This window comes from Ruegeria sp. HKCCD7628, assembly GCF_057221005.1.
Genome location: NZ_JBWVBA010000005.1, coordinates 20,383 through 35,191 on the forward strand (window position 1 = coordinate 20,383; position 14,809 = coordinate 35,191).

The window sequence follows — 14,809 nt, forward strand, 5'->3', positions numbered from 1 at the left end:
CTCCGGTTTTGGCCCCTCTTGTGGGGCCGGATGGGGGATTTTTTAAGTGCTGAGATTCACTCTGGAACGTCTCGTCGGGATGGTCATCACGATGCTGCTGGTATCGGTGATGGTCTTTCTGATCATGGAACTGCCGCCTGGCGACTATGCTGACCGTTATGCGTTCCGCAAATATTCGGGCACCGGCGTCAACGTCACCGAGGCAGATATCGAGGCGATCCGCCGCGATCTGGGTTTGGATAAGCCCATGCTGCTGCGATACTTCGACTGGATCGGAGGCATCGTTCTGCGCGGCGATTTCGGGCAGGCTTTTGCGTTTGAAACTTCGGTGACCAAAGTGATTGGGGACAAGGTCTGGCTGACAGCCGGTATCTTGTTCTCGACCCTGCTGCTGACCTACATCGTGTCGATCCCCATCGGCATCTTTGCTGCGGTGCGACGTGGGTCAGCAGTCGATTATGGTTTGACGGTGTTCTCCTACCTGGGTCTGGCGCTGCCAAACTTCCTGCTGGCCCTGGTGATGCTGTATTTCGCGAACCGCTGGTTCGGCGCCGATATCGGAGGGTTGTTTTCCGACCAGTACCGCGATGCGTCCTGGTCGGTTGGCAAAGTCTGGGATCTGATCAAGCATCTGTGGCTGCCCGCAGTCGTACTGGCCTGGTCGGCGGTGGCGATCCAGATACAGACCGTGCGGGCCACCATGTCGGACGAACTGAACAAGCTGTCCGTCACAGCCGCCCGCGCGCGCGGCGTGCCCGAGTTACGGCTGCTGATCAAATACCCGGCGCGGCTGGCGATCAACCCCGTGGTCTCGACCATCGGGTTCGACGTGAACCGCATCTTTTCCGAACTGCCCATCGTCGCCGTGGTGCTGGGCCTTACCGAACTGGGAGAGCTGTTGCTGCGTGCTTACCTGGACCTGGACATGAACGTGGCGGGAGCCATCCTGCTGATGCTGACCTTCACCATCGTGTTCATGAATTTCGTGTCCGATCTGTTGCTGGCATGGCTGGACCCGCGCATCAAACTGGGGGCCTGATCCATGACCGATGCAACACATCAAACAGATACTACCGCCGAGGAAGCGCGGCTCAAATACTACTCGGCCTCGCAATGGACCCTGATCTGGTGGCGGTTCCGCCGTCACCGCGCCGCCATGATGGCAGCCTCGGTACTGGGGTTGATGTTTCTGGCCGGGATTTTCGCCGAGTTTGTTGCCCCCTACGGACCAGTGACGCGGGATACCAACTATATCGAAGGCGCACCGCAGGTGCCGCGTTTCTGCGATGCGGGGGGCTGTTCCGTTTTTCCCTTTGTAAACGGCACCAAGACTGAGCGTGATCCGGTCACCCTGCGTGCCATCTCGGTCCCTGATCCCAAAGTGCGGCACTATCTGCATTTCTTTGTCAAAGGTGAACCAGTCAAGCTGTTGGGCTTTATTCCGACGGACCGGCATCTGGTGGGGCTAAGCCCCGATGTTGAACAGAAAATCCATTTCTGGGGCACTGACGATCTGGGGCGCGACGTATTCAGCCGCACGATCTATGCCACCCGAACTTCATTGTCGATCGGGGTGATCGGGGTGATGATCTCTTTTGTTCTGGCGCTGATCATCGGCGGCATTGCGGGGTATTTCGCGGGCGTGATCGACAATATCATCCAGCGCGTGACAGAGGTGATCCGCGTGGTCCCCATCATCCCGCTTTACATGGGGTTGGCCGCCGCCATGCCCAAGGAGTGGTCGACCACGCAGGTCTATTTCGCCATGACCCTGATCCTGGGCCTGTTCGGCTGGCCCACGCTGGCGCGGCGGATACGGTCGCAGCTGCTGTCGATCCGGAACGAGGATTATGTGATCGCCGCGCGGCTGGCAGGTGCGCGACCCGGTCGGATTATCGCGTAACACATGCTGCCCAGCTTTACCAGTTTCATCATCGTCGATCTGGTGATCAGCTTTCCTTACATGATCCTGTCGGAAACGGCGCTCTCCTTTGTTGGGCTGGGTCTGCGTCCACCCTCGGTCTCGTGGGGGGTGCTGTTGCAACAAGCGCAATCGGTGCGGGCAATCTAACAAACACCCTGGCTGTTCATCCCCGCGATCTTTGTCGTTGTTGCCGTACTGGCCTTTACCGTGATTGGCGACGGGCTGCGCGATGCCGCCGATCCGTACTCGGAGGCGCACTGAAATGCCGAAAATGCTGACTGTAGAAAACCTGTCGATTTCGTTTCGCACCAGCGAAGGTGTCATCACCCCGGTGCACGACGTCACCTTTAGGGTAGAGGCGGGCAGAACGCTGGGCTTGGTGGGGGAGTCCGGTTCGGGCAAGTCGATTTCGACCAAGGCCCTGATGCAGCTTTTGCCCGACAACGCCTCGTTGAGCGGTGAAACCCGGATGACTTACACAGACAAGGCCGGGAAAGAGATCGCACTTGGCCGCTTGAAAACCGGCAGCAAGGAACTATGCCGCATTCGGGGCGGCGAGATCGGGATGATTTTTCAGGAACCAATGGCCAGTTTCTCGCCTGTTTACACGATCGGCAATCAGATGATGGAAGCCATCATGCTGCATCGCGGGCTGAAAAAGCGCGCCGCGCGAGAATATGCAATCGAGATGCTGAACAAAGTCGGCGTATCGAATGCCTCTGCACGGGTTGACCAGTACCCGCACGAATTGTCTGGCGGGATGCGACAGCGCGCCATGATCGCACTGACCCTGTCTGCCGGCCCTGCCCTGTTGATCGCAGATGAACCGACTACGGCGCTGGACGTGACTATTCAGGCTCAGGTGTTGGACCTGATGCGCGATCTGCAACGCGATCTTGGCATGGGCATGATTTTCATCACCCATGACCTTGGCGTGATCGCCCAGATCGCCGACGACGTTGCCGTGATGTATCTGGGAACTATCGTCGAGCGCGGCCCCGCCCGGGACGTGATCAGAAATCCGCAGCATCCCTATACCCAGGGTTTGTTGGACGCGATCCCCCGCGTCGAACACCTGCACGACCGCCTGAAACCGGTGCCGGGAGATATCCCCAGCCCGACCGCGCGCCCAACGGGCTGTCCATTTCATACCCGATGCGCCCAAGCGATCGCGGGGACCTGCGACGTGACAGCGCCGACCGAGGTCTCAACCATTCCCGGCCGCGCAGTACGCTGCTGGTTGCACAGCGACAAAGATCGGAACGCCGCATGACGCCGAAACACGATACTCTGATCGAGGTGAAAGACCTTTTGGTCCATTTCCCGATCAAAACGCGCAAGCTGTTCAGAAACGAAGTGCAGATGCTGCGTGCGGTTGACGGTGTCAGTTTCGATATCAAACGTGGCGAGACTGTCGGACTGGTCGGAGAGTCCGGATCGGGTAAAACAACCGTTGGCCGCGCGATCCTGCGCGCGATTGATCCGACGGATGGCGAGGTGATTTTTCACCGCAAAAACAAGGGTGACATCGATCTGGCCCACGCATCCAAGACTGAGCTGCGCAAGGTAAGGTCGAAAATGAACATGGCCTTCCGAGAAGGAGGGATCAACGTCCACAACCTTGCTGGCGACCTTCTGCGCGCCTTTCGGCCTGAAATGAGCCTCGTGTTTCAGGATCCCTACTCGTCTTTAAACCCACGAATGACAGTCCGCGATATAATTGCCGAACCGTTGGTGGCGTCAGGCAAGTTCAAAGACCGAGCCAAGATCGACGCCCGCGTTCGTGAAATAGCCGCGCGATGCAAATTGAACCTCGAACACTTGCGCCGTTTTCCTCATGCTTTTTCCGGCGGGCAACGGCAACGAATCTGTATCGCACGGGCTTTGGTGTCCAAACCAAAGTCTGTCGTTTGCGACGAAAGCGTCTCGGCCCTTGATGTCTCGATTCAGGCAGAAATCGTGAATCTGCTAAAAGATCTACAGGGTGAGATGGGTGTCTCGTTCCTGTTTATCGCCCATGATCTGAGTGTCGTCGCACAGATGTCGCACCGCGTGGCGGTATTGTATGTCGGGAAATTCGTGGAATATGCCCCGACTGAAAACCTGTTTTTTGCGCCAAAACATCCCTACACACACGCGCTGCTTAGCGCGATTCCCACAGCGGACCCCGACGCAGATTATGACCCGATCCGTTTAAAGGGGGAAATCCCGAACCCGCTGGCTGCGCCCTCAGGGTGCCGGTTTCACACCCGATGCCCCTTTGCAAAAGATCGCTGCAAAACCGAAGTTCCGGCGTGGCGAGAACTGGATACAGACCATTTTGTAGCCTGTCATTTTGCGGAAGACTTCAATTTTGAAAGGCACCAGAAAGCGTCAGGGTCCGGCCCTAAGGGTGCAGTTTAGAGCTCGTATGAGGTGCTCTTCAGCTTACTCAAAGCGCTGCCGACATGTATCAGAATTTATAACCACTGCTGCGGTCTGATACCGAGGACTCGAAGCAATACCGAGGTTGTAGCAACCCGCTTTACATCAGGACCGAAACATAGCTTTCGACGGAGGCGCTTTTCAGCCAGTACAGCAGCAGGCATACGCATGCGGCGGCTGGCAGAGCCAGTTCAAGCATTTCTCTGTTCTGCTTAGAAGAGCCGTTCCCCAGACGCGTGGCGATGGCAGTTTTCCAGTGTGCCGGGAACGGCTCTCTCATCATAGATTTAAACATATTCTACTCGTTACTTTAACCACGAATACAAATTACCCGTGCAACTTTAACCCAATATTAACTGGGCATTTTATGCCAAAATCACCCTTTTTTTGGCGCTTGGCCGAAGATAATTCCGACGCCTTATGGTCGTTGTTCACAATTTCCGAACGAACAGCCACCTTACCGATCTCAGATCCCCAGTGTCTGAGGGCCGTTCCGTCTAAGGCATTTCTCTTGCCTGCGTCACATTCTGATGTTTCAATGTGATATACGATTGCCTTTCTCACCCGGAGATTCATTTAAAAACAAGGGGAAACTAATGAGATTGTCCTGCCTTCTTGTTCTGACAGCAAGTTTGAGCGCTTCATTCGCCTCTGCGCAAAACGAAGCGATTCAACACGATGCTGAATACTATATTCTTCACGCCCAACACGCCGATCAATGGGCGCAGGACGACTCTGTGGTCGATGCGGCATTGGCAGCCTTTCAGGACCAGAACGGTGGTAGACCCCCGAATATCGTCAGCGTATTGATCGACGACATGGGGTTTGGTGACATGGGAATCCCCGAGTTGAACGCAGTTCGTGGTTATGAAACGCCGAATATCAACGATTTTTCGGATCAGGCCCTAAGGATGGTCCGGATGTATACCGAGCCATCATGCACCCCAACCCGCGTGGCGCAAATGACAGGACGCTTGCCAGTGCGAATGGGTATGGGCGACACAACCGTCGACATTGCCGGGTTCGGGCTGCCTGATGGTGAAGTCACGCTCGCCGAAGTTCTGAAGCAAGCGGGATACGCTACTAGCCATGTTGGGAAATGGCACATGGGCGATATCGCTGAAAGCTGGGCTATGAACCAGGGGTTCGACTACGCCCAACACGCGATCCATCAACAGGGCCAGCTTACAATCTTCAATGACGACGCGATAAAAGAACAGGTCTCGGTCGCGATCCGGGACTTTGATGACAAGTACACTCTGGACGGTTGGTTCCGCCCTGATGCCGCCGCGATGATGACCGTGATCGAGGGCGAAGCCGGCGGGCCGATCCGCGAGATCCGAATGCAGCCCGGCGAAAGGTGGAACGCAGAAAAATATGATGAAATGAACCAGGCATTTCAGGACAAGACTCTGGAAGAACTCGAGCGCCTCGCTGAAGGCGACGAGCCGTTTTTTCTGCAGTATTGGCCAATGATACCGCTGGACAATACCCGCGCCGGACGATCAGGCCCCGAAAGTGTGAACGGTGGCCTCTACGTTGACAAGATGCAGTTGCTGGACCAGTGGCTGGGCGAGCTGTTCACGCGAATGGATGACCTGGGCGTGTCCGAAAACACTGTCGTAGTCGTCATGGGCGACAACGGTCATTTCACCAAATACGCGCCGCAATCCGGATTCACGCCGCTGATCTACGCAGGAGGGAAAGGCGATACGACCGAAGGCGGTGTCCGCGTCGATGCCTTTATCCGCTGGCCAGGCATGATCGAAGCTGATGGTCTGCTGAACAGCATAATCCATGTTTCAGACCTCTATACGACACTATCGCGTTTCGCAGGGGCTGATCAGTACATCCCTCGGGATCGGCTGGTGGACGGGGTCGATCAGTCTGCTGCTTTGCTGTTTGCTGATGAAACCAAGGCGCGCCGCGACCACGTCATTATCTATTCGGTCAACAAACCTGAGGCGGTAGTAAAAGATCAGCTAAAACTAAAACTCCCTGGCCCGGGTGAAAGCGCGATTCTGGCAAAGTTTTTCGATCTCTACCGCGACACACGTGAAGAATATTCGGTTTCGACCGAGGTGGGTGCCTGGGGCGGGCAGGAATTCGCGCGGATTTTGGGGCGTCACATGGCCCGCAAGGAAAAGTTCCCCGACACCCCACCCGCGTATGGCGCGCCGTATGAGGGGATCGAGAACATTCGCCCCGAAACTCAGAAAGCCGTCGACGCGTTCTTGATCAAACGCGCGTCACCTCAGCAATAACTCGGTAACTGGTTTCAATTCAGGAGAAGCAGATGGTCGGAAGCATTCTATTTGCGCTTGGCTTAGTCATTTCGTTGGGTATCGGCTTTGTCTATTTTCGCGATCTGGGCGACGTATCCCAGATGGTGTTGACCGTAAAACGCAAGAACATGATACGGTTTATCCGACATGAATATCAGTTGATCGCAGTTGGCCTTGGCGGTTTCGTGGTCGCCACTCTGGCGCATTTCATTACGGGCAGCGGACCGTTCTGGCTGTGGGTGATTGCAGCATTGCTGACGGTTTTCCTTTATGGCTTTCCCTATGTGTGGGTGCATTTGGGACTAAGGAACCAACTAAACGACGCCGCCTATTTCCCGATTGACGAAGCCCGCAAATATGTCGGTCCAACCGCTCCTGTCATCGTGATCGAAAATAACGGCTTTGCCCGCGCGCACCCGGACGCACAGATCATGCGGCCGCATCTTGCTGGGAATACAGACGGTCTAGGGGGCGAGGATATCGTGATGACCTATTGCGCGATGGCCAACCTTGGGCAGGGTTACATCCCAAGGATCGAAGGCAAACGGCTGAACCTCGAGGTCTTGGCCCAGCACGGCAACAACCTGATCCTGCGGGATAACGAATCTGGTGAGCCAATCCAGCATATCTATGGGTTTCGCGAAGCCGATCACGACAAATACGCCGAAGGCCCAGCCTGCCCTGTGCGCCCCGAGGCACAGATGACGCCCTGGCCAACCTACAGAATGACCTTTCGCGGCTTTCAAAAGGCATTCCCGGCCGGAGAGGTTTTTCTGAACAAACCCTCGCCCAATCCCATGCTTCGGCTGCTGGACATGGTCACAGAGATCACTTTCGGATGGGGAATCGGACGCCAACACCAAGAGGACGCGCCCGTTATGGACAACATGGACCGCACGGACGAGCGTTTGCCAAATAAAACCTATGTCTGGGGAATTACGATCGGTAAGGACGCCGCCTGCTGGACCGATGACTTTGTGATCGACAACAACTGGATCGTGAATGCGAATGTCGGCGGGCGCGATGTGGTCGTGAGCTTGGACCCCAAGTATGAAAGCCTGGGGATTTGGTACAACGACAGTGGCGTACCTGTAACCCGGTGCGATTTCTGGGGCATGTCGGATCAGGGCAGGCTACGACGTGTCGAGACGCTGCGCGCAGGTGTCTTTTGGCATGTCTGGGCCGAGTTCTTTCCAAGCACTGATATCAACCGCGTCAGCCTAGGACAGAAGCAGGATACCAGCACCGCAGCTTAAAGCACATCGACTAGTGTTTGAACGACAGGAGGAGACAAATGAGCCGGATTAAAAGTTTAAGGGACGCAACCGCAGGCTTGATGTTTGCCGCCTGCGCTCCGATCTCTGCGCTGGCGCAACAGTCGGATTGGTCATAACAGGCGACGATCTACCTGTTTACGCCAGAAACAAACGTATCGACTGAAACGGCAATTGGTACTTTAGAAGGGACACTCTCGTTTTCGGACGCGCTGGAGAACCTTGATTTGGCCTTTATGGGTACATTCGCGGCGACCAACGGCCAATGGTCCATATTGGGGGATTACAACTATACGGACTTGTCGTTCAGCAACAGCGCCCCGACTCCCAACATCTCAGGGCTGGAGACGTCGTTGACGACGCAGTTTCTAAGCGGCTTTTTGGGGTACCGGGTTTTGAGCACAGAAAAGTCCACCGTGGATCTTGCTGCCGGGTTTCGTTGGTTCAAGACGGAAACCGATCTGACGGTTCTACCGGGTGCGGCCCCCGGTCGCTCTGCGAATGTTAACGAAAGCTGGACGGATCCTGTTATCGGGATCAGGGCTCGGTTCGACTTAGCTGACCGATGGTCGGGAACAGCATTTTTTGACTACGGTGGGTTCAGAAGCGGCAGTGAAACATGGCAGGTACTGCTGACCGCAGATTATGAGATAAACGACCGATGGATGATCCGCGGCGGTTATCGCTACATTTCGTTTGAGCACGACATAGATGGGAATGAATTCAAATTCGATCAGTCCGGCCCCCTGATTGGAGCAACCTACCGATTCTGAAATACGAACCGTTTAGATAATCAGGCGCTGCGCACAGCGACAGGTTGCGGCGTTGGGGATGTCCAAAGCGGGCCCGGCATATCGGTTGACAGTACTTGTGACACTGCCTTTGCCCATGTCGAAACCTGCAACAACACAATCGCACCGCCGACCACGATGGTCGCGCCAAGTACAGGCGATGCCGCCAGTTCATGACTTTGCGTGGCGGCGATCCAAAGCGCAAAGCCAAGCCGCGTCACTGCAACGGCGTCGGTCACTTTGGTTAAGCCCGGAAGAAAGTAAGTGGTCACCACAGTGGCGCAAACAATAGCGCACATATAGATCAACCCGGTCAACACCGGCAACGGCATTCCATACCGCATCACGTCAATATGCGAATATAGAACGTAACCAGCAGAGAAGGCGAGAAAAGCGATAGAGTAAAGCCTGCGCTTTTGCTGCTCGAAATGTGTAAAGATCCGCTTCACCACAAAGACCCTCTGCCCAATGCCAAGAACCTTTCTGGGTGTTGAATTTGCGGTTGGTCTGACGAAAAAAGGGCGGAAATTTGACTTTGTGGGCGAATGCGAACCGAATTTCGGCCGGGACGTCCGTCAAAACCCGAACGAGACCATTGACGCGTAGTTGTCCGCCAACATCCTTGCGCCATCGCGATCGAAATCGACCGAAGGCAATTCCCCCATGTCGACTTCGTACGACCCGGCAAACATTTTGGACAGATCTACGGTCAGTGCAATTTCAGTCTTGCCGCCTGTGTCGTGCTGCGCAGGCAAAGACACAGAAATCTCTCTCGTATTTTCCGAAAAGCCTACATGATAGGTCAATAGCGACACAGTTTCGCCAATCCGAAGCGCACCTTCGAAAACTACAAACTTGTAGCCGTCTTCTCGACTCCAAGCCATCTGGCCTTCGGGGTCAAGCTTATCCCGCATTTCCGGCGACGTATTGGCTTGCGCATCCAATCCCACCAGAAAACGCAGATACTCAACGTCGCGCAGTGGCACATCTGTCAAAGTGATCGAGTGCGACAACGAGTCGTTGTCGAAACGCAACAAATGGTAACTGTCAGGCACGACATACGTTTCGCCGCCCTGCGACAGGCTCAGGTTACTGATGAAGAACTTGAAGTCGTGAATTTCAAACACCCCTTCCCCGCCGGGGTTGTCGTAGATGAACTGGTCGTAGACCAAAGGCTCACCACCCATTTGCGCCTGAAAGGTCAACGTCACCGTTTTGTCCCGGACATCCCGCGAGGCCAGGATTGCCCAGACGCCTATGATCAGGACCAACAGCCCGGCAAGTCCCGTCATGATCTGGGGTCGCTGCATTATTAAATAGCCTCCAAAGTAAATCGGAAGCTTCTGCAATCGTCACCGCTTCTGTTCACACAGTACAGATTTACTGACCGGAGGCTCATTCGCAGTTTCGTACGGATTGTGCGAACCCCCGAGATGCGATGGCATGCGCCGACCAAACCGCCGCCGAAACAACCGAGCTGGTCTGTGTATTTGGATCGCATTTCATTTCCCCGGTGTGACATGCTCGCAAAAAACCCTAGTGTAATACGCGCTTTACCTTACGTCACCTTAGTTTTCAATGCCGATGGTAAGCCTTGTGACTTGTCACGCTTGGAGAGCTGATCCGCAGTCGGCGGCTTCACCTGAGGCAAAGACATCCCCGCTTCAAGAAGAGTTTAATGAAATTTCACTCAACTATCATCAATACTGGCAGGGAAACGCCAAATGTGTGCCGTTGGGTCACATTTTCAAAGACAGCAAACTTAAAGTTGACAAAATATACTAAAATTGTAAATATCGCCTCGTGTGATTTCCATTGGGCTTCAGTTCGAAAAGGCCACCAAAGATGCTGACAGCAAAGCTCCCAGTTACCATGTTCACCCTGACAGCGATGATCGTTGTCGCAGGATGCAAAGAAGAACAGACAACAAAGATCCAAGTCAGACCAGTTCTGTCAACGGTCGTTGCGGATGTGGATGCGGTTCGGTTAGCTAGCTATCCGGGTCGGGCCAAAGCTGTACGCGAGGTCAACATCGCTTTCGAAGTTCCCGGAAAGGTTCTTGCACGTCCCGTCGATGTGGGATCGCAGGTCGAGGCTGGTGATGTTTTGGCCACTTTGGACTCAGACCCTTACGCAGCGCGTGTGCGCGCATTGGAAGGACAGCGCGACGCGCTGAAAGCCAATCTGACAAATGCGAAGATCGAGTTGGAGCGGCGCGAGCAGCTGGTGAAAAACAATCACATTGCCCAGGCACGCGTTGACGATCAGATCGCTCTCGTCAGGGCGACCGAAGCCAATATCGAAGCCACCCAAGGCCAATTGGATGAAGCACGGCTGAATCTTGGCTATACGACACTGGTCGCCCCTTTTGACGGCGCGATATCCGCAACTTATGTGGAACAATTCCAAAACACCATCGCTGGCCAACCCATTGTTCGGGTGCTCGACACCTCGCGCATCGAAATGGAGGTTGCAGTCCCTGAAAACTTCATCAACCTCGAGCCCTTTGTCGAAGGTATCGAAGTTGAATTCTCAAGCCTGCCTGGCCTGAAGATACCTGCTCAAGTCGCACATGTCGGGAACGAAGCGTCTTCAGCGACCCGGACCTATCCGGTGACGATCATCATGGAACAGCCAGAGGGTGGCGTTATTCAACCCGGAATGGCTGGTCGCGCCACAGCCAAGGTACATCTGCCGGATAGCTGGAGCGATCAGGGCATTCACGTCCCTTCAAGCGCCGTGTTTTCACCCAATCAGAAATCGCCGAACGAAACATTTGTCTGGGTCATCGACCCCGAAGACCTGACCGTATCCGCCACACCCGTAACCGTTAACGCATTCAACGACCGGGGATTTTTGGTCAGCGGCCTTGAGGCTGGTATGCGGATCGCGACTGCCGGCGCGAACACTCTGAAGGACGGTCAGAAAGTCACTCTGACCACAGGCGGAGAATAAGTTGATGTCGCTCGCTTCGGTCGCGGTCAAGAACCGCACGGTCACCTATTTTGCGCTGGTGCTGATCCTCGTGATCGGGACGCTCAGCTATTTTCGGCTGGGTCAGCTGGAAGACCCTGAGTTTACGGTTAAAACGGCGCTGGTCGTAACCCAATATCCCGGCGCCAGCCCGACCGAGGTCGAACTGGAAGTTACTGACAAGATTGAAACTGCCATTCAAGAACTGCCGGAACTGCGTTTCCTAACCTCGTATTCTCATGCAAGTCTGTCCATCGTAAAAGTCGAAATTCAGCAGGAATATTGGGCCGACCGCCTACCCCAGGTCTGGGACAAAGTGCGTAACAAAGTAGGCGATTTGCAAAGCAGCCTACCGCCCGGCGCTGGTGCACCGAACGTTATCGACGACTTTAGTTTTGTCTACGGGTTCGTTCTGGCCGTGACCGGAGATGGATTCACCTATGCAGAGCTTGAGGAACACGTAAAAGCCATCCGCAAGGAACTGAGTCTGGTCCAAGGCGTATCCCGTGTCGAGACCTGGGGCCTGCAGCCCAAGGTGATCTATCTGGATGCCTCCGAGCAGCGACTGCTGGATCTTGGCGTGTCTGCGCAGGACTTTCTGTTAACCCTGAACTTGCAGAACCAGGTGGTCGACTCCGGCGCGCTCACAATCGGAGATCGCAGGCTGCGGATCGCGTCGACAGGGGAATTTCAATCACCTGAGGATATCGGCAACCTGCAACTACGCCCCGGCCTGACAGACCGGGTTTTGGATGTGGCAGAGGGGGCCGACATACCTGTCCAACTACCTGTGTCACGCGACTCCGATGTGATCCGACTTCAAGATATCGTGGACATCCGGCAAGGATATCTGGAACCTGCCCTGACCCAGATGCGCTATGACGGACAGCCTGCAATCGGCTTGTCGATTGCAAACGTATCCGGAGGAAATATCGTGGATACCGGGCGCAACCTCGATGCGGCGCTCGAAGAAATCTCGTCCCGCCTCCCCGTCGGCATCGAAATGCACCGAGTTGCCTGGCAAAGCGATCTGGTGACCGAGTCGATCAACTCGTTCATGGTCAACCTTCTCGAGGCCGTATTGGTCGTCTTGATAGTCGTTGCTGTATTCATGGGATGGCGCATGGGCCTGATCATAGGCAGTGCACTGCTTCTGACCATTTTGGCCACGTTCATGGTAATGGTCGTTCTCAAGATCGACCTGCAGCGGGTCTCTTTGGGTGCGTTAGTGATCGCGCTGGGGATGATGGTGGACAACGCCATTGTCGTAGCCGATGGAATGGCCGCACGCATGAAAAAGGGCATGGGCAAGATCGAAGCCGCGATCGAAGCCGCGGGCCAGCCCAGCATGGCTTTGCTGGGGGCCACGATTGTGGCAGTGATGGCCTTTTTTCCTATCTACGCCTCGTCGGCAGCCGCCGGGGAATACGCGGGATCTTTGTTTGTTGTTGTAGCCGTCTCGCTGCTGATCAGCTGGATCATTGCCATGACGATTACGCCGCTGATGTGCATTGACATGTTGCCCACCCCCAAGGCCGAGACGACGCATACCGAAAGCGCCTTTACCTCGGGGTTCCGTGCCGTGTTGGGGCGTTGCCTGCGTCATCGTGGCATCACCGCGATGGTGTTTCTGGCCTTGCTGGGCGGCGCGATCTACGGCTTCAGCTATGTCGACCGCCTGTTCTTTACCGACGCCACACGGCAGCAATTCATGGTCGATGTCTGGGCCGAGGAAGGCAGTACGATCGACCAGACCTCGGAATTGGCACGTAGAGTCGAGGATAAACTGAATGGCGATCCGCGTGTGAAAGGCGTATCGACCTTCATGGGCGCAGGCGGCCCCCGGTTCTATCTGCCGGTCGACCCCGAGCTTCCTTATGCCAGCTACGCACAACTTGTGGTCAATACTGAAAGCCTTGAGGTCGTGAACGACCTTGTCGCAGAACTGGACGCATGGATCGAAGGCGCAATCCCCGAGGCGATGACGCGGGTGCGCAAGTACACGGCTGGGCCTGGTAATACATGGCCGTTCGAGGTTCGCTTTAGCGGCCCGGCCAATGCAGACCCGCAAGTACTGCGCAACCTGGCTGAACAAACGATGGATGTCTTACGCGCTTCCCCCCATGCCAAGGACATTCGAAGCGATATGCGAAACCGCGTCGCCAAACTGGTTCCGGAGTATGATCAGACAACCGGCATCTGGACGGGTACGTCCCGCAACGACATAGCCAGCGCCGCGCGCTTTGCCTATGACGGGCTGCCGGTTGGTCTCTATCGTGAGAATGAGGATCTGCTGCCCATCATCTTACGTCGGACCGAAGACGAACGGCAGACCGTCGGGCGTGACTTTGAGCAAATCCAGATCCAGCCGGCCTTCTCGACCAAGTCGCTGCCATTGTCTTCTGTAACGCAAGGGGTCGAGATCGAATTGGAGGATCCGACTATCGTCCGTTGGCAACGCCAGCGCGCGGTTACGGTTCAGGCCAGCTCGGACGGCGTTACCCTACCCTCTTTGGTTGATGAGGTCCGCGCTGACATCGATGCAATCGAACTGCCTCCCGGATATCGGATGGAATGGAGAGGTGAGACTTTCAGCACAGCAGATGCCCAGGATTCGCTGAAACCCGGGTCCGGCCCAGCGCTGGTGATCATGGTCTTCCTGGTGGTTGCGCTGTTCAACGCTTTCCGTCCGGCGCTGGTTGTCTTTACGGTCGTTCCCTTTGCGATGATTGGGATCACTGGTGGCCTGCTGCTGTTCAATCAACCCTTCTCGTTTATGGCCCTGTTAGGCGCGATGAGCCTTGTCGGCTTGATGATCAAGAACGCGGTCGTGTTGCTGGATCAGGTCAGCGTCAATCTGGAAGAAGGTATGAAGCCTTATGATGCGCTGGTCGAGGCAACAGTCTCGCGTCTGAATCCCGTATTCCTTGGGGCAGCCACGACAATCCTTGGTGTATTGCCACTGCTGCAGGACATCTTTTGGGTGGCCATGGCGACCACAATCGCTGCCGGTCTGACCGTGGGAACAGTTGTAACTATGCTGATGGTTCCGGTCTACTACGCCCTTTTCCACGGCATCCGTTCTCCAGAAACCAAAGACACCTAAGTGCACGAGCTGAAGCGCAACTCTGGCTATCA

General features: G+C 55.5%; 13 protein-coding genes. 10 read left to right on the forward strand and 3 right to left on the reverse strand.

What is annotated here, in order from left to right; genetic code table 11:
• Nucleotides 1–46 precede the first annotated feature (46 nt).
• From AC2TAD_RS12425 to AC2TAD_RS12445, 5 genes are all read left to right on the forward strand, one after another.
• Nucleotides 47–1,039 carry an ABC transporter permease gene (locus tag AC2TAD_RS12425; protein ID WP_480868004.1) on the forward strand — a complete coding sequence of 331 codons (993 nt, stop codon included), beginning with the start codon at nucleotides 47–49 and terminating at the stop codon, nucleotides 1,037–1,039.
• A gap of 3 nt (nucleotides 1,040–1,042) precedes the next feature.
• Nucleotides 1,043–1,903, forward strand: a complete 861-nt coding sequence (locus AC2TAD_RS12430; protein ID WP_480868006.1) for an ABC transporter permease — start codon at nucleotides 1,043–1,045, stop codon at nucleotides 1,901–1,903.
• Between the two features lie 3 nt (nucleotides 1,904–1,906).
• Nucleotides 1,907–2,071: a hypothetical protein gene (locus AC2TAD_RS12435; protein WP_480868007.1), complete on the forward strand. Its 165-nt coding sequence runs from the start codon at nucleotides 1,907–1,909 to the stop codon at nucleotides 2,069–2,071.
• A 115-nt stretch (nucleotides 2,072–2,186) separates the two neighbouring features.
• Nucleotides 2,187–3,197, forward strand: coding sequence for an ABC transporter ATP-binding protein (locus AC2TAD_RS12440; RefSeq protein ID WP_480868008.1), 1,011 nt, complete (start codon nucleotides 2,187–2,189; stop codon nucleotides 3,195–3,197).
• On the forward strand, nucleotides 3,194–4,327 hold the full coding sequence (locus AC2TAD_RS12445; protein ID WP_480868009.1) for an ABC transporter ATP-binding protein: 1,134 nt from the start codon (nucleotides 3,194–3,196) through the stop codon (nucleotides 4,325–4,327). The genes AC2TAD_RS12440 and AC2TAD_RS12445 overlap by 4 nt, the downstream gene beginning before the upstream one ends.
• Nucleotides 4,328–4,448: 121 nt before the next feature.
• Here AC2TAD_RS12445 and AC2TAD_RS12450 read toward each other — a convergent pair whose 3' ends face one another.
• Nucleotides 4,449–4,643: a hypothetical protein gene (locus AC2TAD_RS12450; protein WP_170356168.1), complete on the reverse strand. Its 195-nt coding sequence runs from the start codon at nucleotides 4,641–4,643 to the stop codon at nucleotides 4,449–4,451.
• A gap of 301 nt (nucleotides 4,644–4,944) precedes the next feature.
• Here AC2TAD_RS12450 and AC2TAD_RS12455 point away from each other — a divergent pair, with 301 nt between their 5' ends.
• The 3 genes from AC2TAD_RS12455 (at nucleotide 4,945) to AC2TAD_RS12465 (ending at nucleotide 8,680) form a co-directional block, all read left to right on the forward strand.
• Nucleotides 4,945–6,612, forward strand: a complete 1,668-nt coding sequence (locus tag AC2TAD_RS12455; protein ID WP_170755094.1) for a sulfatase-like hydrolase/transferase — start codon at nucleotides 4,945–4,947, stop codon at nucleotides 6,610–6,612.
• Nucleotides 6,613–6,644: 32 nt separating this feature from the next.
• Complete coding sequence (locus AC2TAD_RS12460) at nucleotides 6,645–7,889, forward strand: DUF3179 domain-containing (seleno)protein (RefSeq protein ID WP_170755092.1); 1,245 nt, start codon at nucleotides 6,645–6,647, stop codon at nucleotides 7,887–7,889.
• A 254-nt stretch (nucleotides 7,890–8,143) separates the two neighbouring features.
• Nucleotides 8,144–8,680 carry an outer membrane protein gene (locus tag AC2TAD_RS12465; protein ID WP_480868011.1) on the forward strand — a complete coding sequence of 179 codons (537 nt, stop codon included), beginning with the start codon at nucleotides 8,144–8,146 and terminating at the stop codon, nucleotides 8,678–8,680.
• A gap of 20 nt (nucleotides 8,681–8,700) precedes the next feature.
• Here the strand turns inward: AC2TAD_RS12465 and AC2TAD_RS12470 are convergent, their stop codons facing one another.
• Both AC2TAD_RS12470 and AC2TAD_RS12475 read right to left on the reverse strand, forming a co-directional pair.
• On the reverse strand, nucleotides 8,701–9,147 hold the full coding sequence (locus AC2TAD_RS12470; RefSeq protein WP_480846777.1) for a hypothetical protein: 447 nt from the start codon (nucleotides 9,145–9,147) through the stop codon (nucleotides 8,701–8,703).
• Nucleotides 9,148–9,273: 126 nt separating this feature from the next.
• Nucleotides 9,274–10,008 carry an MbnP family protein gene (locus AC2TAD_RS12475; protein ID WP_170756532.1) on the reverse strand — a complete coding sequence of 245 codons (735 nt, stop codon included), beginning with the start codon at nucleotides 10,006–10,008 and terminating at the stop codon, nucleotides 9,274–9,276.
• Nucleotides 10,009–10,543: 535 nt separating this feature from the next.
• Between AC2TAD_RS12475 and AC2TAD_RS12480 the strand changes: the two genes are divergently transcribed.
• Nucleotides 10,544–11,653 carry an efflux RND transporter periplasmic adaptor subunit gene (locus AC2TAD_RS12480; protein ID WP_480868013.1) on the forward strand — a complete coding sequence of 370 codons (1,110 nt, stop codon included), beginning with the start codon at nucleotides 10,544–10,546 and terminating at the stop codon, nucleotides 11,651–11,653.
• Nucleotides 11,654–11,657: 4 nt separating this feature from the next.
• Complete coding sequence (locus AC2TAD_RS12485) at nucleotides 11,658–14,777, forward strand: efflux RND transporter permease subunit (protein ID WP_480868015.1); 3,120 nt, start codon at nucleotides 11,658–11,660, stop codon at nucleotides 14,775–14,777.
• Nucleotides 14,778–14,809: the final 32 nt, after the last annotated feature.

Excerpts from the sequence above, each read along its gene's own strand:
- AC2TAD_RS12430 (WP_480868006.1), top strand. The coding sequence starts at position 1,043 with ATGACCGATGCAACACATCAAACAGATACTACCGCCGAGGAAGCGCGG.
- AC2TAD_RS12435 (WP_480868007.1), top strand. The coding sequence starts at position 1,907 with ATGCTGCCCAGCTTTACCAGTTTCATCATCGTCGATCTGGTGATCAGC.
- AC2TAD_RS12440 (WP_480868008.1), top strand. The coding sequence starts at position 2,187 with ATGCCGAAAATGCTGACTGTAGAAAACCTGTCGATTTCGTTTCGCACC.
- AC2TAD_RS12445 (WP_480868009.1), top strand. The coding sequence starts at position 3,194 with ATGACGCCGAAACACGATACTCTGATCGAGGTGAAAGACCTTTTGGTC.
- AC2TAD_RS12450 (WP_170356168.1), bottom strand. The coding sequence starts at position 4,643 with ATGTTTAAATCTATGATGAGAGAGCCGTTCCCGGCACACTGGAAAACT.
- AC2TAD_RS12455 (WP_170755094.1), top strand. The coding sequence starts at position 4,945 with ATGAGATTGTCCTGCCTTCTTGTTCTGACAGCAAGTTTGAGCGCTTCA.
- AC2TAD_RS12460 (WP_170755092.1), top strand. The coding sequence starts at position 6,645 with ATGGTCGGAAGCATTCTATTTGCGCTTGGCTTAGTCATTTCGTTGGGT.
- AC2TAD_RS12465 (WP_480868011.1), top strand. The coding sequence starts at position 8,144 with ATGGGTACATTCGCGGCGACCAACGGCCAATGGTCCATATTGGGGGAT.
- AC2TAD_RS12475 (WP_170756532.1), bottom strand. The coding sequence starts at position 10,008 with ATGCAGCGACCCCAGATCATGACGGGACTTGCCGGGCTGTTGGTCCTG.
- AC2TAD_RS12480 (WP_480868013.1), top strand. The coding sequence starts at position 10,544 with ATGCTGACAGCAAAGCTCCCAGTTACCATGTTCACCCTGACAGCGATG.
- AC2TAD_RS12485 (WP_480868015.1), top strand. The coding sequence starts at position 11,658 with ATGTCGCTCGCTTCGGTCGCGGTCAAGAACCGCACGGTCACCTATTTT.